The organism is Streptomyces sp. NPDC048734 (assembly GCF_043198675.1).
In the GTDB taxonomy this organism is placed as follows: Bacteria; Actinomycetota; Actinomycetes; order Streptomycetales; family Streptomycetaceae; genus Streptomyces.
The window spans coordinates 818,035-832,095 of record NZ_JBICUZ010000002.1 but is presented as its reverse complement, the minus strand read 5'-3'; the positions used below and the strand labels follow the sequence as shown (position 1 = coordinate 832,095).

15 protein-coding genes and 1 pseudogene are annotated in these 14,061 nt (G+C 72.6%); 13 read left to right on the top strand and 3 right to left on the bottom strand.

All coding sequences use genetic code 11. The features are described 5' to 3' along the window. Window positions 1-173 precede the first annotated feature (173 nt). Window positions 174-572, top strand: coding sequence for an SRPBCC domain-containing protein (locus tag ACGFQC_RS09005; RefSeq protein ID WP_363088915.1), 399 nt, complete (start codon window positions 174-176; stop codon window positions 570-572). Window positions 573-633: 61 nt separating this feature from the next. On the opposite strand, the gene ACGFQC_RS09000 is transcribed toward ACGFQC_RS09005, so the two are convergent. Both ACGFQC_RS09000 and ACGFQC_RS08995 read right to left on the bottom strand, forming a co-directional pair. Further along, complete coding sequence (locus ACGFQC_RS09000; protein ID WP_363088916.1) at window positions 634-1,101, bottom strand: nucleoside deaminase; 468 nt, start codon at window positions 1,099-1,101, stop codon at window positions 634-636. Window positions 1,102-1,156: 55 nt separating this feature from the next. After that, on the bottom strand, window positions 1,157-1,495 hold the full coding sequence (locus tag ACGFQC_RS08995; protein WP_363088917.1) for a PLD nuclease N-terminal domain-containing protein: 339 nt from the start codon (window positions 1,493-1,495) through the stop codon (window positions 1,157-1,159). 87 nt (window positions 1,496-1,582) lie between these two features. Here ACGFQC_RS08995 and ACGFQC_RS08990 point away from each other — a divergent pair, with 87 nt between their 5' ends. The 11 genes and pseudogenes from ACGFQC_RS08990 to ACGFQC_RS08940 all read left to right on the top strand — a co-directional run bounded on the left by ACGFQC_RS08990 (window position 1,583) and on the right by ACGFQC_RS08940 (window position 10,813). Then, window positions 1,583-3,034 (top strand): menaquinone biosynthesis decarboxylase, encoded by a 1,452-nt coding sequence (locus ACGFQC_RS08990; protein WP_363088918.1) that lies wholly within the window; start codon window positions 1,583-1,585, stop codon window positions 3,032-3,034. Then, window positions 3,031-3,933, top strand: a complete 903-nt coding sequence (mqnP, locus tag ACGFQC_RS08985; protein WP_363088919.1) for a menaquinone biosynthesis prenyltransferase MqnP — start codon at window positions 3,031-3,033, stop codon at window positions 3,931-3,933. The genes ACGFQC_RS08990 and mqnP overlap by 4 nt, the downstream gene beginning before the upstream one ends. A gap of 90 nt (window positions 3,934-4,023) precedes the next feature. Next, the gene (locus tag ACGFQC_RS08980) at window positions 4,024-4,680 is read left to right on the top strand and encodes a UbiX family flavin prenyltransferase (RefSeq protein WP_363088920.1); all 657 of its coding nucleotides are present in this window, start codon (window positions 4,024-4,026) and stop codon (window positions 4,678-4,680) included. A 94-nt stretch (window positions 4,681-4,774) separates the two neighbouring features. After that, on the top strand, window positions 4,775-5,230 hold the full coding sequence (locus tag ACGFQC_RS08975; protein ID WP_363088921.1) for an Lrp/AsnC family transcriptional regulator: 456 nt from the start codon (window positions 4,775-4,777) through the stop codon (window positions 5,228-5,230). A 163-nt stretch (window positions 5,231-5,393) separates the two neighbouring features. Further along, window positions 5,394-6,557, top strand: coding sequence for an aminofutalosine synthase MqnE (gene mqnE / locus ACGFQC_RS08970; protein ID WP_363088922.1), 1,164 nt, complete (start codon window positions 5,394-5,396; stop codon window positions 6,555-6,557). Between the two features lie 206 nt (window positions 6,558-6,763). Beyond that, window positions 6,764-7,288, top strand: coding sequence for a GNAT family N-acetyltransferase (locus ACGFQC_RS08965; protein ID WP_363088923.1), 525 nt, complete (start codon window positions 6,764-6,766; stop codon window positions 7,286-7,288). Between the two features lie 129 nt (window positions 7,289-7,417). Next, window positions 7,418-7,717, top strand: a complete 300-nt coding sequence (locus ACGFQC_RS08960) for a DUF4229 domain-containing protein (RefSeq protein WP_363088924.1) — start codon at window positions 7,418-7,420, stop codon at window positions 7,715-7,717. 361 nt (window positions 7,718-8,078) lie between these two features. Then, complete coding sequence (locus ACGFQC_RS08955) at window positions 8,079-8,606, top strand: hypothetical protein (protein WP_363088925.1); 528 nt, start codon at window positions 8,079-8,081, stop codon at window positions 8,604-8,606. A gap of 148 nt (window positions 8,607-8,754) precedes the next feature. Then, a complete protein-coding gene (locus tag ACGFQC_RS08950) occupies window positions 8,755-9,645 on the top strand; it encodes a DUF4097 family beta strand repeat-containing protein (protein ID WP_363088926.1) in 891 nt (296 codons plus the stop codon). Window positions 9,646-9,743: 98 nt separating this feature from the next. Further along, window positions 9,744-10,088: pseudogene (locus tag ACGFQC_RS08945) on the top strand (ATP-binding cassette domain-containing protein); the annotation flags it as partial. 80 nt (window positions 10,089-10,168) lie between these two features. Next, window positions 10,169-10,813 (top strand): TetR/AcrR family transcriptional regulator, encoded by a 645-nt coding sequence (locus ACGFQC_RS08940; protein WP_363088927.1) that lies wholly within the window; start codon window positions 10,169-10,171, stop codon window positions 10,811-10,813. 101 nt (window positions 10,814-10,914) lie between these two features. Here ACGFQC_RS08940 and ACGFQC_RS08935 read toward each other — a convergent pair whose 3' ends face one another. After that, window positions 10,915-11,793 carry a MaoC/PaaZ C-terminal domain-containing protein gene (locus ACGFQC_RS08935; RefSeq protein ID WP_363088928.1) on the bottom strand — a complete coding sequence of 293 codons (879 nt, stop codon included), beginning with the start codon at window positions 11,791-11,793 and terminating at the stop codon, window positions 10,915-10,917. Window positions 11,794-12,119: 326 nt separating this feature from the next. Between ACGFQC_RS08935 and ACGFQC_RS08930 the strand changes: the two genes are divergently transcribed. Continuing rightward, window positions 12,120-14,042, top strand: a complete 1,923-nt coding sequence (locus ACGFQC_RS08930) for an AMP-dependent synthetase/ligase (protein ID WP_363088929.1) — start codon at window positions 12,120-12,122, stop codon at window positions 14,040-14,042. Window positions 14,043-14,061: the final 19 nt, after the last annotated feature.

Sequence of the window (14,061 nt, the reverse complement as noted above, 5' to 3'; positions counted from 1 at the left end):
GTTTCCTCACACCCGCGGGATAAAACCGGTCGGGCCCCCGCCACCCCCCCCCCGGCGGGGGGGGGGGGGGGGGGGGGGGGGGCGGGGGGGCGGGCCCCCCCGGGGGCGGGGGGGCGGGGCCGCCCCCACGCCCAGGCCGTGCGGAAGCGGTTCCGGGGGGTCACTCTGGTGTCATGACCGGTTCCATCGAACAGGGCTCCAGCCAGACCCATGGGAACACGCACATCCTGCATTTCCTGGTGCGGCTCCCGCGGCCCGTGGAGACGGTCTGGCCCGCCCTCGCCACCGCGGAGGGCCTCTCCGGCTGGTTCGGCGCCGTCGACGTCCTCGAACCCCGGCTGGGCGGCGTGATCGGTCTGCCCGGTCTGGGTGCCGGGCAGGTCACCGCCTGGGACGTGGAGCGGGTCGCCGAGTACACGGTGGACAGCGGCGGGCGGATGCGTTTCCACCTGGAGCACGACGACGGCGGCGGCACCGCCCTGCGCTTCACCCACGAGTTCCAGGGCGAGGGCGAGACGGAGTCCCGCTGGCGGGCTCGCTTCGAGCAGATGATCGAGCGATTGAGGGGCTGAGGCGGGCGCCGTGGAGCCGGGGCCGTGGGGCCGGACCGCCGGGACGTGGCGGTCCCCGCGTTCATTCGCCGATGTCCTCGTTCCACAGCGCCGGGTTCGCCGCGACGAAGCCGCGCATCAGCGCGACGCACTCGGGGTCGTCCAGGAGCACGATCTCCACGCCGTGCCGGGCGAGCCAGTCGTGGCCGCCGTGGAAGGTGACCGCCTCGCCGATCACGACGCGGGAGATGCCGAACTGGCGGACCAGGCCGCAGCAGTACCAGCACGGCGAGAGCGTCGTGACCATCGTCGTCCCGCGGTACGTCCGCTGCCGTCCCGCCGCGCGGAACGCCGCCGTCTCCGCGTGCGTCGAGGGATCGTCGTCCTGCACGCGCCGGTTGCGGCCGCGGCCGAGCAGCGTGCCGTCGGGGCCGTGGAGCGCGGCGCCGATCGGGATGCCGCCCTCGGCGAGCCCGGTGCGGGCCTCCTCGACGGCGCCGGCGAGCCAGGTGCGGGCGGTCGCCTCGTCCAGCGGGGCCGGCTGACGCATGTGCACTCCTTCCGCCGGCGGTGAGGTCCCCGGCCTGATCCAGGAGGAGAGGACCTCAGGACCCGGCGGGCCCCTGGCCGTCGTCGGGCTTGCCCTTGTCGTCCTTCTCGGTGTCGTCGAGCGACTTCAGGAACTCGGGGTTGTCGTCCGGGGCGACCCACTGCCGCTGCCGCGGGCGGCCGCCGCGGACGCCGGACCAGCCCTCGGCGGCGGGGCTGCGCCTCTTGCCCGCGACGAGCCACGAGATCGACCCGACGAGCGGGAACAGCAGGACGAGGATCGCCCACAGCGGCTTGGGCATGTGGCGGATGTCGTCGTCCTTCGTGCTGATGCAGTCGATGAACGCGTAGACGCTCAGCGCCAGCGGCACCAGGAACATCAGTACCCGCAGCATGGGGTCTCTCCAGCGCAGAGGGGACGGGGCCGCGAGGACGGGCCCCAGGTACGGGGCCAGGGTAGCCCCTCGGGGATACTTGACCGCATGGCTTACGACGATCTTCGTTCCCTGCTCAGGGCGCTGGAGCGCGAGGGCGACCTCAAGCGCATCAAGGCCGAGGTGGACCCGTACCTGGAGGTCGGGGAGATCGTCGACCGGGTGCAGAAGTCCGGCGGCCCCGCGCTCCTCTTCGAGAACGTGAAGGGCTCGGCGATGCCCCTCGCGATGAACGTGTTCGGCACCGACCGCCGCCTGCTGAAGGCGCTCGGACTGAAGTCGTACGCGGAGATCTCGGACCGGATCGGCGGGCTGCTCAAGCCCGAGCTGCCGCACGGCTTCGTGGGGGTCCGCGAGGCGTTCGGCAAGCTCGGCGCGATGACGCACGTCCCGCCGAAGAAGGTGAAGGACGGCCCCGTGCAGGAGGTCGTCCTGCGCGGGGACGAGGTGGACCTGGAGCAGCTGCCGGCGCTGTTCACCTGGCCGCAGGACGGCGGCTCGTTCTTCAACCTGGGGCTGACCCACACCAAGGACCCGGAGAGCGGGGTCCGCAACCTCGGGCTCTACCGCCTCCAGCGCCACGACCGGCGCACGATCGGCATGCACTGGCAGATCCACAAGGACAGCCGCAACCACTACCAGGTCGCGGCGCGCCGGGGCGAGCGGCTGCCGGTCGCGATCGCCTTCGGCTGCCCGCCGGCCGTCACGTACGCCTCCACCGCGCCGCTCCCCGGTGACATCGACGAGTACTTCCTCGCCGGGTTCCTGCAGGGCAGGCGGATCGAGATGGTCGACTGCAAGACGGTCCCGCTCCAGGTCCCGGCGCAGGCGGAGGTCGTGCTGGAGGGCTGGCTGGAGCCGGGCGAGATGCTCCCGGAGGGGCCGTTCGGCGACCACACGGGTTTCTACACGCCGCAGGAGCCGTTCCCGGCGCTGACGATCGACTGCGTGACGATGCGCAGGCGTCCGCTGCTCCAGTCGATCGTGGTGGGCCGCCCGCCGACCGAGGACGGCCCGCTGGGCCGTGCGACGGAGCGGTTCTTCCTCCCGCTCCTCAAGATCATCGTCCCGGACATCGTGGACTACCACCTGCCCGAGGCCGGTGGTTTCCACAACTGCGCGATCGTCTCGATCGACAAGAAGTACCCCAAGCACGCGCAGAAGGTCATGCACGCGGTCTGGGGCGCCCACATGATGTCCCTGACCAAGCTGATCGTGGTCGTCGACGCCGACTGCGACGTCCACGACCTGCACGAGGTCGCCTGGCGGGCCCTCGGGAACACGGACTACGCGCGTGACCTGTCCGTCGTCGAGGGCCCCGTCGACCACCTCGACCACGCCTCCTACCAGCAGTTCTGGGGCGGCAAGGCGGGCATCGACGCGACGCGGAAGTGGCCCGAGGAGGGCTACACCCGCGACGGCGGCTGGCCGGAGATGGTCCTGTCGGACCCGGAGACGTCCGAACGGGTGACGCGGCGCTGGAAGGAGTACGGACTGTGAGTTCGGCATCCGCGGCGATCCCGCGGCCGGGACGCACGAAGGCCTTCCTGCGCCTGGTGATGATCGAGCACTCGGTCTTCGCGCTGCCCTTCGCCTACATCGCCGCGCTGACCGCGATGTTCGAGCTGGACGGGAACATCCACTGGGTCCGGCTGCTGCTGGTCACGGTCTGCATGGTGGGTCTGCGCACCTTCGCCATGGCGGTCAACCGCATCATCGACCGCGAGATCGACGCGCGGAACCCGCGCACCGCCCAGCGGGAGCTCGTCACCGGCGCGATGTCGGTGCGGCACGCCTGGACCGGCGCGCTGATCGCCCTGGTGGTCTTCCTGGGCTCGGCGGCCCTGCTGAACCCGCTCTGCCTGGCCCTGGCCCCGGTCGCCGTGATCCCGATGGTGGTCTACCCCTACGGGAAGCGCTTCACGGACTTCCCGCAGGCCGTCCTCGGTCTCGCGCAGGCGATGGGTCCGATCGGCGGCTGGCTGGCGATCACGGGCGAGTGGTCCTGGGACGCGGTGATCCTGGGCCTGGCCGTCGGCGTCTGGATCGGCGGCTTCGACCTGATCTACGCCTGCCAGGACGTCGAGGCCGACCGCGAGACCGGCGTCAGGTCGGTCCCGGCCCGCTTCGGCGTCCCCGCCGCGATCCACGGTGCCCGCGCCTGCCACGCCGTCACCACGGCCCTGCTCGTCTGGTACGCCCTCGCCACCGGCGCCGGTGCCTTCTTCTGGCTGGGTCTGCTGATCGTCGCCGGGGCGTTCGTCTACGAGCACACCATCGTGCGCCCGCACGACCTGTCCCGTCTGAACAGGGCGTTCTTCTCCACGAACGGCTTCATCGGCATCAGCCTCTTCGTGTGCGCGCTGATCGACCTGCTGGTGCGCGGCCTCACCGTCTAGTCCGGTCCGGAGCAGACGGTCCGGTCCGGTCCGGACCACCGTCCCGTTCGCCGGTACGCTCAAGGTGTGAACGCAGGAGAAACGCAGCGCGTGCCTTGGATCGTGGGGGTGTCCGGGGCGTCCGGGACGCCGTATGCCGCCGCCGTGCTGCGTGCGCTGCTCGCCGGGGGCGAGAGCGTCGACCTGGTCGTCAGCCGGGCCTCGCGGCTCACGCTGCTCGACGAGACGGGGATCTCCTTCCGGGACGCGCACTGGCGGGACGACCTGCGGGAGTGGCTCGCGCGGGGCGCCGACGGGAAGCCGGACGCCTTCGACGTCGACGTCGAAGGGGACGCCGTGCGGTACTGGGCCGCCGGTGACCTGGCGGCGGGGCCGTCGTCGGGGTCGTACCCGGCGAAGGGGATGCTGATCGTGCCCGCCTCGACGGCCTGTGTCGCGGGCGTCGCGCTGGGGCTGTCCAAGGACCTCCTCCAGCGGGTGGCCGGTGTGACGCTCAAGGAGCGCCGCACGCTCGTCGTCGCCGTCCGGGAGACCCCGCTGAACGGGCAGACGCTGCGGCACCTCGTCGCCCTGGACGACGCGGGCGCGAGCGTCGTGCCCGCCTCCCCGGCCTTCTACGCGGGCGCCACCCACATCCAGGACCTGGTCGACTTCGTCGCCGGCCGGGTCCTCGACGCGGCGGGCGTGGGACACGGCCTCTACCGCCGCTGGAAGGGCGAACTCGGCGGCGGCGCCCGTCCCGCCTGAGGCCGCGCCGGAGAACAGTGCCACCAGCACCACCTCGCACGACTCCAGTAACTCTTCAGACCTCTCAGACCTCTTCATCGGAAGGCTCGATCGCATGGACGCGGTGGACAGGCAGCTCATCCAGGCCCTGAGGGAGAACGGCCGGGCCTCGTACGCGGAGCTGGGGCGCCTCGTCGGCCTGTCGGGACCCAGCGTCACCGACCGCATCAACCGGCTGGAGGCGGCCGGCGTCATCACGGGCTACCGGGCCACGGTGAACGCCGCCTCGCTCGGCCTGGGCGTCACTGCCCTCATCGGCATCTCCCTCTCCGACGCCGCCGACCACGAGGACGTGGCCGCGCGGATGAAGGACCTCGGCGAGATCGAGGACTGCTGGTTCATCGCCGGCGACGACTCGTTCATGCTCAAGGTGCGGGCGAACGACGTCGACGGGCTGGAGCGGATCATCCGCCGGCTGTCGGGGACGAAGGGCGTGTCCCGGACCCGTACGACCATCGTGCTCTCCACCAAGTGGGAGAACCGGGTGGGGGAGCTTCCGGAAGAGGTCTGACGGCCGGGTCCGCGGGTCGGGTCCGGCGGCCGGGTCCGCGGGTCGGGTCCGACGGCCGGGGCCGGCAGCAGGGTCCGCGGGTCGGGTCCGGCGGCCGGGTCCGGCGGTGTCGGGGCGTACGGTTGACGAAGTCTGTCTCAGGGCGAACGGAAGAGGTAGGGGCATGGACGTCGGGCTCAAGCGCGAGCTGGAGCAGAAGGTCGGGGCCGGTGAGCGGCTGACCCGCGAGGACGGCATCGCGCTGTACGAGTCGGACGACCTGGCCTGGCTGGGCGGACTCGCGCACGAGGTGCGGACGCGCAAGAACGGCGACGTCGTCCACTTCAACGTCAACCGGCACCTCAACATGACGAACGTGTGCACGGCCTCCTGCGCGTACTGCTCCTTCCAGCGCAAGCCGGGGGAGAAGGACGCGTACACGATGCGCATCGAGGAGGCCGTCAAGCTCGCGAAGGCGATGGAGTCGGAGAACCTCACCGAGCTGCACATCGTCAACGGCCTGCACCCGAACCTGCCGTGGCGGTACTACCCGCGCTCGCTGCGCGAGCTGAAGGCCGCCCTGCCGAACGTGTCGCTGAAGGCCTTCACGGCCACGGAGATCCACCACTTCGAGACGATCAGCGGTCTGTCGGCGTCCGAGATCCTCGACGAACTCATCGACGCAGGCCTGGAGTCCCTCACCGGCGGTGGCGCGGAGATCTTCGACTGGGAGGTCCGTCAGCACATCGTGGACCACCGCACCCACTGGGAGGACTGGTCGCGGATCCACCGCCTGGCGCACGAGAAGGGTCTGAAGACCCCGAGCACCATGCTGTACGGCCACATCGAGGAGCCCCGCCACCGCGTGGACCACGTCCTGCGGCTGCGTGAACTCCAGGACGAGACCGGCGGCTTCCAGGTCTTCATCCCGCTCCGCTACCAGCACGACTTCGTGGACATGAAGGACGGCAAGATCCGCAACCGCCTTCAGGCCCGCACCCAGATGGCGACGGGCGCGGAGGCCCTCAAGACCTTCGCGGTCTCCCGCCTCCTCTTCGACAACGTCCCGCACGTCAAGGTCTTCTGGGTCATGCACGGCGTCCAGACCGCCCAACTGGCCCTCCAGCACGGCGCGGACGACATGGACGGCTCGGTCGTCGAGTACAAGATCACCCACGACGCCGACAACTACGGCACTCCCAGCAAGCTGACCCGCGAAGACCTCCTGGACCTGATCCGCGACGCGGGCTTCCGCCCGGTGGAACGCAACACCCGCTACGAGATCATCCGCGAGTACGACGCCCCGGACCCCGCCCGCAGGGACTCCCCCCAGCCGATGCGGGTGTGACGGGCGACGCCTGCCCGTGACCACGGGCGAGCGGTCCCACTCAGGGGGCGCGGGGAACCGTGCGACCGGCCTCCGCCGGGCCCGCGCCCGCCGTGTCCCGCCGTGCCCCCGGGCCCGCGCACGCGAGTCCGCGGGCCGGGGCCTGGTGGTGGACGCCGGGACGGCGGCACGCGCCCCCTCCTGGCGGTAAGGACTACAATTCGCCCGTGTCCCTTACCTTCACTCTCGATCCCGCCATCACCCCCGACCTGCGCGACGGCCTCCTGGACCTCTGGACGGACGTCTCCAACGCGGGCGGGGCCGTGGGTTTCGTGCCACCCGTGACGCGTGAACTCGTCCGCCCGGAACTGGTCCGCCACCTCGCGCAGATGGCCGAGGGCCGCACCCGCCTCCTCGTCGGGCGGGACGAGGCGGGCGAGGTGGCGGCGACCGCGTTCCTCACCTTCAACACGCACCGCCTGATGACCCACTGGCTGTGGCTGTACACGGTGATGGTGCACCCGCGCCACCAGGGCAAGGGGTACGGCCGCGATCTGCTCGCCGCCGCCGCCGACGCGGCCCGCACCTTCGAGGGCGTGGACGCGATACGGCTCGGCTGCCGGGGTGGCCTCGGCCTGGAACGCTTCTACGCGTCCTGCGGCTACAAGGAGGTCGGCCGTGTGCCGGGCGCGATCAGGGTGGCGCCGGGCGACGACCGGGACGACGTCACGATGCTGCTCCCGCTGACCTGACGGCCCCCGGTCCGCCCCCGCTGCGGGACCGGGAGCCGGGCGTGCTTCACTGGACGGTGCCGGATGGGGACCTTCGGGACCTTTTCACCTCCCCCAGCGGGGGGCCCAGAGACGGAAGAGTGGGTTGAGATGCTCCGCTACACGCTGATGCGCCTCGGTGTCTTCGCAGGCTGCTTCGCGGCCGTCTGGGGACTCGTCTACCTCGGCGTCTTCCCGCGTGGCCTGGGCGACTCCAACGGCATGTGGATCGTGCTGCTCGCGCTGGTGCTGTCCGCGCCGATCAGCTTCGTCCTGCTGCGCAAGGAGCGTGACCGCGCCTCGGAGACGGTGGTGCGCCGGGTGGACCGGCTGAAGGCGGGCCTGGAGTCCAGCCGCTCCCAGGAGGACGAGGCGGCCGACTCCCCCCATGCCCAGGGCCAGCCTTCGTAAGCGCGGGCGTAGGCGTCCGTTCCCGACGGGCGGGACCGTACGGGCTGCGGTGAACGGCTGAGGCCGGGACCGCGGCCCGTTCGCATGTGCCCGTGCGTGTCACGCACCCGCGCGGCTGTCCCGTGCGGCTGTCCCGTGCGGCTGTCCCGTTCGGCTCGCATGTGCGCCTGCGGCGGTGCCAGATGTGCAACCCGAGTGACGCCGATGTGGCGCCATGGCGGGTCGTGCCCAGTCCCCTGGTGCGCGGCAGCGGTGTCCGTAGATGTCAATTTTCGAGAGAAGTAGCAGTTCAGGGGTGTTCTCGGCGAAGAAGTGCCCGTTCGCCTCGCCAATGGCGCCATTCGTGTGCCATGATGGCGTCATGGACCTCGCCCCCTATGTCGACCACCTCCGGCACGAGCTGGCCCTCGCCGCGAACGCCGGTGGTGACGACGACGCCCGCGCCCTCGCCGAGCGGCTCACCGCCCCCCTGGAGTCCGCCGCCCGCCTGGCCCTCCTCAACGCGCTGTCCGCCGCCATGGGCGAGGTCACGCGGGAGCTGGCGCCGGGCTCGGTCGACGTGCGACTGCGCGGACTCGACCCGGAGTTCGTGGTGACGGCACCGCCCGCCGCCGAGCCTTTCCGCGAGGCGCGGGAGCCGCTCGCGACCCCGGCAGTGCCCGCCCCGCCGCCCGCGGACGCCGACGACGGCGCCATGGCGCGGATCAACTTCCGTCTCCCCGCCCACCTCAAGGCCCGCGCCGAGGACGTCGCGGCGGCGGAGGGCCTGTCGGTCAACGCCTGGCTGGTGCGGGCCGTGTCCACCGCGCTGGACGACGGCGGGCGCGCGGGCCTGCCGGGCCACGCCAGGGAGGCGGGCGGCCGGGGCTTCACCGGCTGGGTCCGCTAGAACCGGCCGGCGCGTACCCGCCCGTACCGGCCCGCACCGGCCACCGCGCGCCACCCCCTTTCACCGGCGGACCGCCGATCCGCCGACGTCACTCGTCACCCGCCCCACCGGCGGGAACACCCCACCGAGCCAAGAGGACGGCACAGCCATGCCTGCTTTCGAGACCCCCGAACCGATCTCCGTCGTCCTCGAGCTGGAGGTCGGCACCGCCCGCGTCACCGCGGGCAAGCGCACCGACACGGTCGTGGAGGTGCTGCCGCGCGACGGCTCCGACGACAACGACGTACGCGCCGTGCAGCAGACCCAGGTCACCTGCTCGGGCGGTCGCCTGACGGTCAGGACCCCGAAGAAGCGGTCCCCGTTCGGCAAGCCGGGCGCCGTCGAGGTGAGCGTCGAACTGCCCGCCGGATCGGATGTCCGGGGCACCACGGCCATGGGCGGCTTCTTCTGCGAGGGCCGCTTCGGGGACGTCACGCTCAAGACCTCGCTCGGCGACCTCCAGGCCGGCGACGTGGCCGGCGCCGACCTGAGGACCGACCTCGGGGACATCCGTCTGACCCGCGCGAGCGGGGACGCCGAGGTCGTCGGCGCGGGCCGGATCGAGATCGGCACGGTCGCCGGCGCGGCGACCGTCAAGAACGGCAGCGGCGCGACCGGGATCGGCGAGGTGACCGGCGCCCTGAGGGCCAACGCGGCCAACGGCGACATCTCCGTCGCCGTCGCGCACGGCACCGTCGTCGCCAAGTGCGCCAACGGCCGCATCGAGATCGGCGTCGCCCACGCCGGCGTCGAGGCGGTGTCCTCCAACGGCCGCGTCCGCGTCGGCGACGTGACCCGCGGCCGTGTCGACCTGCGCACCTCCGTCGGTGACGTCGAGGTCGGCATCCACGCGGGCACCGCCGCCTGGCTCGACGCGACCACGAGGTTCGGCACCGTGCGCAACGCGCTCGGCTCCGCCGACGGCCCCGCCGACTCCGACAGGACCGTCGAGGTGCACGCCCGCACCGGCGCCGGCGACATCCTCGTCCGCCGCGCCTGATCTCCCCGTATCTCGCCCCTCCCCACCCCGGAAAGGGAAGCGGCACGACCTCCACGCACACGTCCGCGCCGACCGCCGCGAACGGGACGGCTCCGGCGATCACCGCCACCGGACCGCGCAAGTCCTACGGCGAGGAACTCGTGCTCGACGGCATCGACCTGAGCATCGCCGAAGGCACCGTCTTCGCGCTGCTCGGGCCCAACGGCGCCGGCAAGACCACCACGGTGGAGATCCTCTCCACGCTCGTCGAAGCCGACGCGGGCGAGGCCCGGATCGCGGGCCGCCACCTGACCCGGGACGCCGAGGAGGTGCGCACCCTGATCGGCGTCACCGGCCAGTTCTCGGCGGTCGACAACCTGCTGACCGCCGAGGAGGACCTGCTCCTCATGGCGGACCTGCACCACCTGGACCGGCGTGAGGGCAGGCGGCGGGCCGCCGACCTGCCGCGCTTCAAGGCCGGCGCCGGGCGGTGACCGCCGCTCTCCTCGGCCGAGTCCGCGGTCCCCAACTAGTCTTGGTTCCCATGGGTGCCGTGAAGACCAAGCGGATGCCGCGTGCGGTCCGTGAGCAGCAGATGCTGGACGCCGCCGTGGAGACCTTCGGGCGACGCGGGTACATGGCCGCCTCGATGGACGAGATCGCCGAACTGGCGGGTGTGTCCAAGCCGTTGGTCTATCTGTACCTGAACTCCAAGGAAGACCTGTTCACCGCGTGCATCCGGCGCGAGGCCGAGGCGCTCGTCGAGGCGGTGCGCGCGGGGGTGGACACGGAGCTGACGGCCGACCGCCAGCTCTGGGACGGCCTGCTGGCGTTCTTCGCGCACACCGGCCGCCATCCGCACGCCTGGTCCGTCCTGCACATCCAGGCCCGCACCCACGGCGAGACGTTCGCCGCCGAGGTCACGGCGATGCGCGCGGAGATCGTGGCGTTCGTGACCCGGCTGATCGCGGTCGCCGCCCGCGAGGCGCACCGCGACCCGGACCTGCCCGAACGGGAGGTGGCGGGCCTGGCCGAGGCCCTGGTGGGAGCCGCCGAGTCCCTGGCCGCCTGGGCCAACACCGCCGAGTCGGTCACCCCCCGCCAGGCGGCGGCCACCCTGATGAACTTCGCCTGGGCGGGCCTGGGCAACCTGATGACCGGCCGGCCCTGGTCCCCGCCGGAGTCCTGAACGGCGGGGTCCTGAACGGCGGGGTCCTGGACGCCGGAGTCCTGAACGGCGGGGTCCTGGACGCCGAAGCCCTGGACGCCGGAGTCCTGGACGCCGGACGCTCAGCCGGCCGGTGCCACCGGCTCCACCCGCCCCCGCACGTGCACGCGCCCCTCCTCGCCCGCCCCGCGCAGCTCGAACCGCCGTCCGTCCGCCGCGAAGGCCACCGTGCCCGGCAGCAGGACGGGTGCGCGGAAGTCGGCGTGGACGTGCGCGGCGGCCGGGGTGCCGTGGGCGGCGAGGCAACGGGCCGCCGTCCACATGCCGTGGGCGATGGCGCGGGGGAAGCCGAGGAGACGGGCGGTGAGCGGGGAGAGGTGGATGGGGTTGCGGTCCCCGGAGACGGCTCCGTACCGCCGTCCGACGTCGGCGCCGAGCCGCCACTCGTCCACCACCGGCAGGGGGCCCTCCGCGCCCTCCGCGCCCTCCGAGCCCGGCGGGGCCTGCCCGGCCTCCTGTCCCGGTGTCCGGTGCCGGGCGAGGTAGGCACTCCGCGACTCCCACACCCGCTCCCCGTCCTGCCGCAGCTCCGTGACGACGACCGCCTCCGTGCCGCGCCGGTGCGGGGCCAACCGGTCGACGTGGACGAGGAGTTCGTACGTCCCCGTGGCCGGGAGGGGCCGGTGCCGGGTGAGGGAGACCGACGTGTGGACGAGGCCGAGCAGCGGGAGGGGGAAGGCGCGGCCGCTCATGATCCGCATGGCCAGGGGGAAGCCCAGAACGTGTGGGTAGGTGATCGGCAGGGCGTCGTCGCCGGTCGGGAAGCCGCACACCCGCTCGTAGGCGGCCAGCCGGGCCAGGTCGACGCGCAGCCGGGGCAGGGCGAGCCGTTCGCCGGAGAAGGCGACGCCGGGGCGGGGCCGCTTGAAGGGCGACAGGAGCGCGCCGCGGACGAGGAGCGGGCCGAGAGCCGGGGGAGCGGAGGGCGCCGGGGTGGTCACGGTGTCCGCCTCCCGTCGGCGGCGCGCGCTCCGGCCGGCCGGTTCCGTTTCTTCCCTCTGCACCGCTGCCCCTCTCCCAGATCCTTACCCTGAAGTAAGGTTACCGCCGGTAAAGCCACCGGGGGTCCGCTCCGGAGGTTGCACAGCCCCGGCCCACGAACACCCCCGAACCCGCACGATCCCCACACGTCAGCCCCGTACGATCCCCTTCCCGACCCGGGAGCGCCCCCCTTTCCGCTGGTCCGTCCCGGTTGAACGCCTCGACGCACGAGGCACGTACCTCATGCAGCAAGCAGTCCGGTCGCTGCACGCCCAGGGAGCCGCCCGTGTCCACCCCGTACTCGTCCTCCACCCCGGCCTTCGCCGGCTACGACGCTCCCCCCGCCCTGGTCGAACCCGAGACCCGCAAGCTCGACGGCGCCGTGCGGGAGGCGGCGATGCCGGTGTTCGCGCGCCCCGTGACGCACGGCTCGCTCGCCGAGCTGCCGTTCGACAACGCGGGGGCGGCCCCCGACGCGGTGGTCCTCAGCCGCAGGGACGCCGAGGGCCGGTGGTCGGACGTGACGGCACGGCAGTTCGCCGCCGAAGTCCTCGCCGTGGCCAAGGGGTTGATCGGTGAAGGGCTGGCTCCGGGCGACCGGATCGCCATCATGGCCCGGACGAGGTACGAGTGGACGCTGCTCGACTTCGCCGCCTGGGCGGCCGGACTGGTCACCGTCCCCGTCTACCCGACGTCCTCCGTCTTCCAGACGCGGTGGATCCTCCAGGACTCCGGCGCGGTCGCCCTCGTCACCGAGACGGTCGGGCAGGCGGCGGCCGTCGGCCCCGAACGCGACCGGCTGCCCGACCTGCACCACATCTGGGTGATCGAGAAGGGCCACGTGGACCGCCTCGCCGAACTGGGCGAGCAGCACGTCCCGGAGGCCGAGGTCGACGTCCGCCGGGGCATGCTCGTCCCCGACACCCTCGCCACCCTCATCTACACCTCGGGCACCACCGGCCGCCCCAAGGGCTGCGCGCTCACCCACGGCAACTTCTTCGCCGAGGTCGACAACGCGATCGAACTGCTCTACCCGGTCTTCAAGTCCTCCACCGACGACCTGTCCGTCCTCCTCTTCCTCCCGATGTCGCACGTCTTCGGCCGGATGGTCGCCATCGCCTGCGTCCGCGCCCGCGTCCGCCTCGGCCACGCCCCGAGCCTCAAGGCCGACGAACTCCTCCCGGACCTGGCCGCGTTCAGACCCACCTGCCTGCTCGCCATCCCCTACATGCTGGAGAAGATCTTCAACACGGCCCGCGCGAAGGCGGAGTCGGGCGGCCGGGTGTCCACCTTCGACCGCGCCGTGAACACGGCCGTCCGCTACGGCGAGGCCGTCGAGGCCCACAACGCGGGCGGCAGCGGCCCCGGCGCGACCCTGCGCGCGGCCCGCGCCCTCTACGACCCGCTGGTCTACCGCCGCCTGCGCAACGCGATGGGCGGCCGGGTCCGGCACGCCATCTGCGGCGGCTCCCCGCTGGGCCGCCGCCTCGCCGCCTTCTACACCGGCGCCGGCATCGAGATCTACGAGGGCTACGGCCTCACCGAGACGACCGGCGCCTCCACGGTCACCCCGCCGATGAAGCCCCGCCTCGGCACCGTCGGCTGGCCGCTGCCCGGCACGAGGATCCGGATAGCGGCCGACGGCGAGATACTCGTCGCCGGCGGCCACGTCCTGCGCGGCTACTGGGACCCGGCGGCCGGCGGCGTCGTCCCCGCCGCCCCCGACGGCTGGCTGGCCACCGGCGACATCGGCGAACTCGACGACGAGGGCTACCTCACGATCACCGGCCGCAAGAAGGAACTGATCATCACCTCCGGCGGCAAGAGCGTCGCCCCCGCCCCGCTGGAGAACTGGCTGCGCTCGCACCCCCTGATCTCCCAGGCCATGGTCCTCGGCGACGGCCGCCCCTACGTCTCCGCCCTGCTCACCCTGGACCCCGACGGCCTGACCCACTGGCGCCAGATGAACGGCAAGCACCCCGTCCCGGCCGAACTCCTCCTCGACGACGAGGAGTTGCTCGGCATCCTCCAGCGCGCCGTCGACGAGGCCAACAAGCTGGTCTCCCGCCCCGAGTCGATCCGCCGCTTCGCCGTCCTGCCCCGCGACCTCACCGAGGCGGGGGGCCACCTCACCCCCTCCATGAAGCTGCGCCGCGAGGCGGTCCTGCGGGACTTCGCCGACGCGGTGGAGGGCCTGTACCGGCAGTAAAGGGTTCGCGGGGGGACAT

Bases quoted from the DNA above. Each gene is read 5' to 3' on its own strand.
- ACGFQC_RS09005 (WP_363088915.1), top strand. From the start codon at position 174: ATGACCGGTTCCATCGAACAGGGCTCCAGCCAGACCCATGGGAACACG.
- ACGFQC_RS09000 (WP_363088916.1), bottom strand. From the start codon at position 1,101: ATGCGTCAGCCGGCCCCGCTGGACGAGGCGACCGCCCGCACCTGGCTC.
- ACGFQC_RS08995 (WP_363088917.1), bottom strand. From the start codon at position 1,495: ATGCTGCGGGTACTGATGTTCCTGGTGCCGCTGGCGCTGAGCGTCTAC.
- ACGFQC_RS08990 (WP_363088918.1), top strand. From the start codon at position 1,583: ATGGCTTACGACGATCTTCGTTCCCTGCTCAGGGCGCTGGAGCGCGAG.
- ACGFQC_RS08975 (WP_363088921.1), top strand. From the start codon at position 4,775: ATGGACGCGGTGGACAGGCAGCTCATCCAGGCCCTGAGGGAGAACGGC.
- mqnE (WP_363088922.1), top strand. From the start codon at position 5,394: ATGGACGTCGGGCTCAAGCGCGAGCTGGAGCAGAAGGTCGGGGCCGGT.
- ACGFQC_RS08960 (WP_363088924.1), top strand. From the start codon at position 7,418: ATGCTCCGCTACACGCTGATGCGCCTCGGTGTCTTCGCAGGCTGCTTC.
- ACGFQC_RS08955 (WP_363088925.1), top strand. From the start codon at position 8,079: ATGGACCTCGCCCCCTATGTCGACCACCTCCGGCACGAGCTGGCCCTC.
- ACGFQC_RS08950 (WP_363088926.1), top strand. From the start codon at position 8,755: ATGCCTGCTTTCGAGACCCCCGAACCGATCTCCGTCGTCCTCGAGCTG.
- ACGFQC_RS08940 (WP_363088927.1), top strand. From the start codon at position 10,169: ATGGGTGCCGTGAAGACCAAGCGGATGCCGCGTGCGGTCCGTGAGCAG.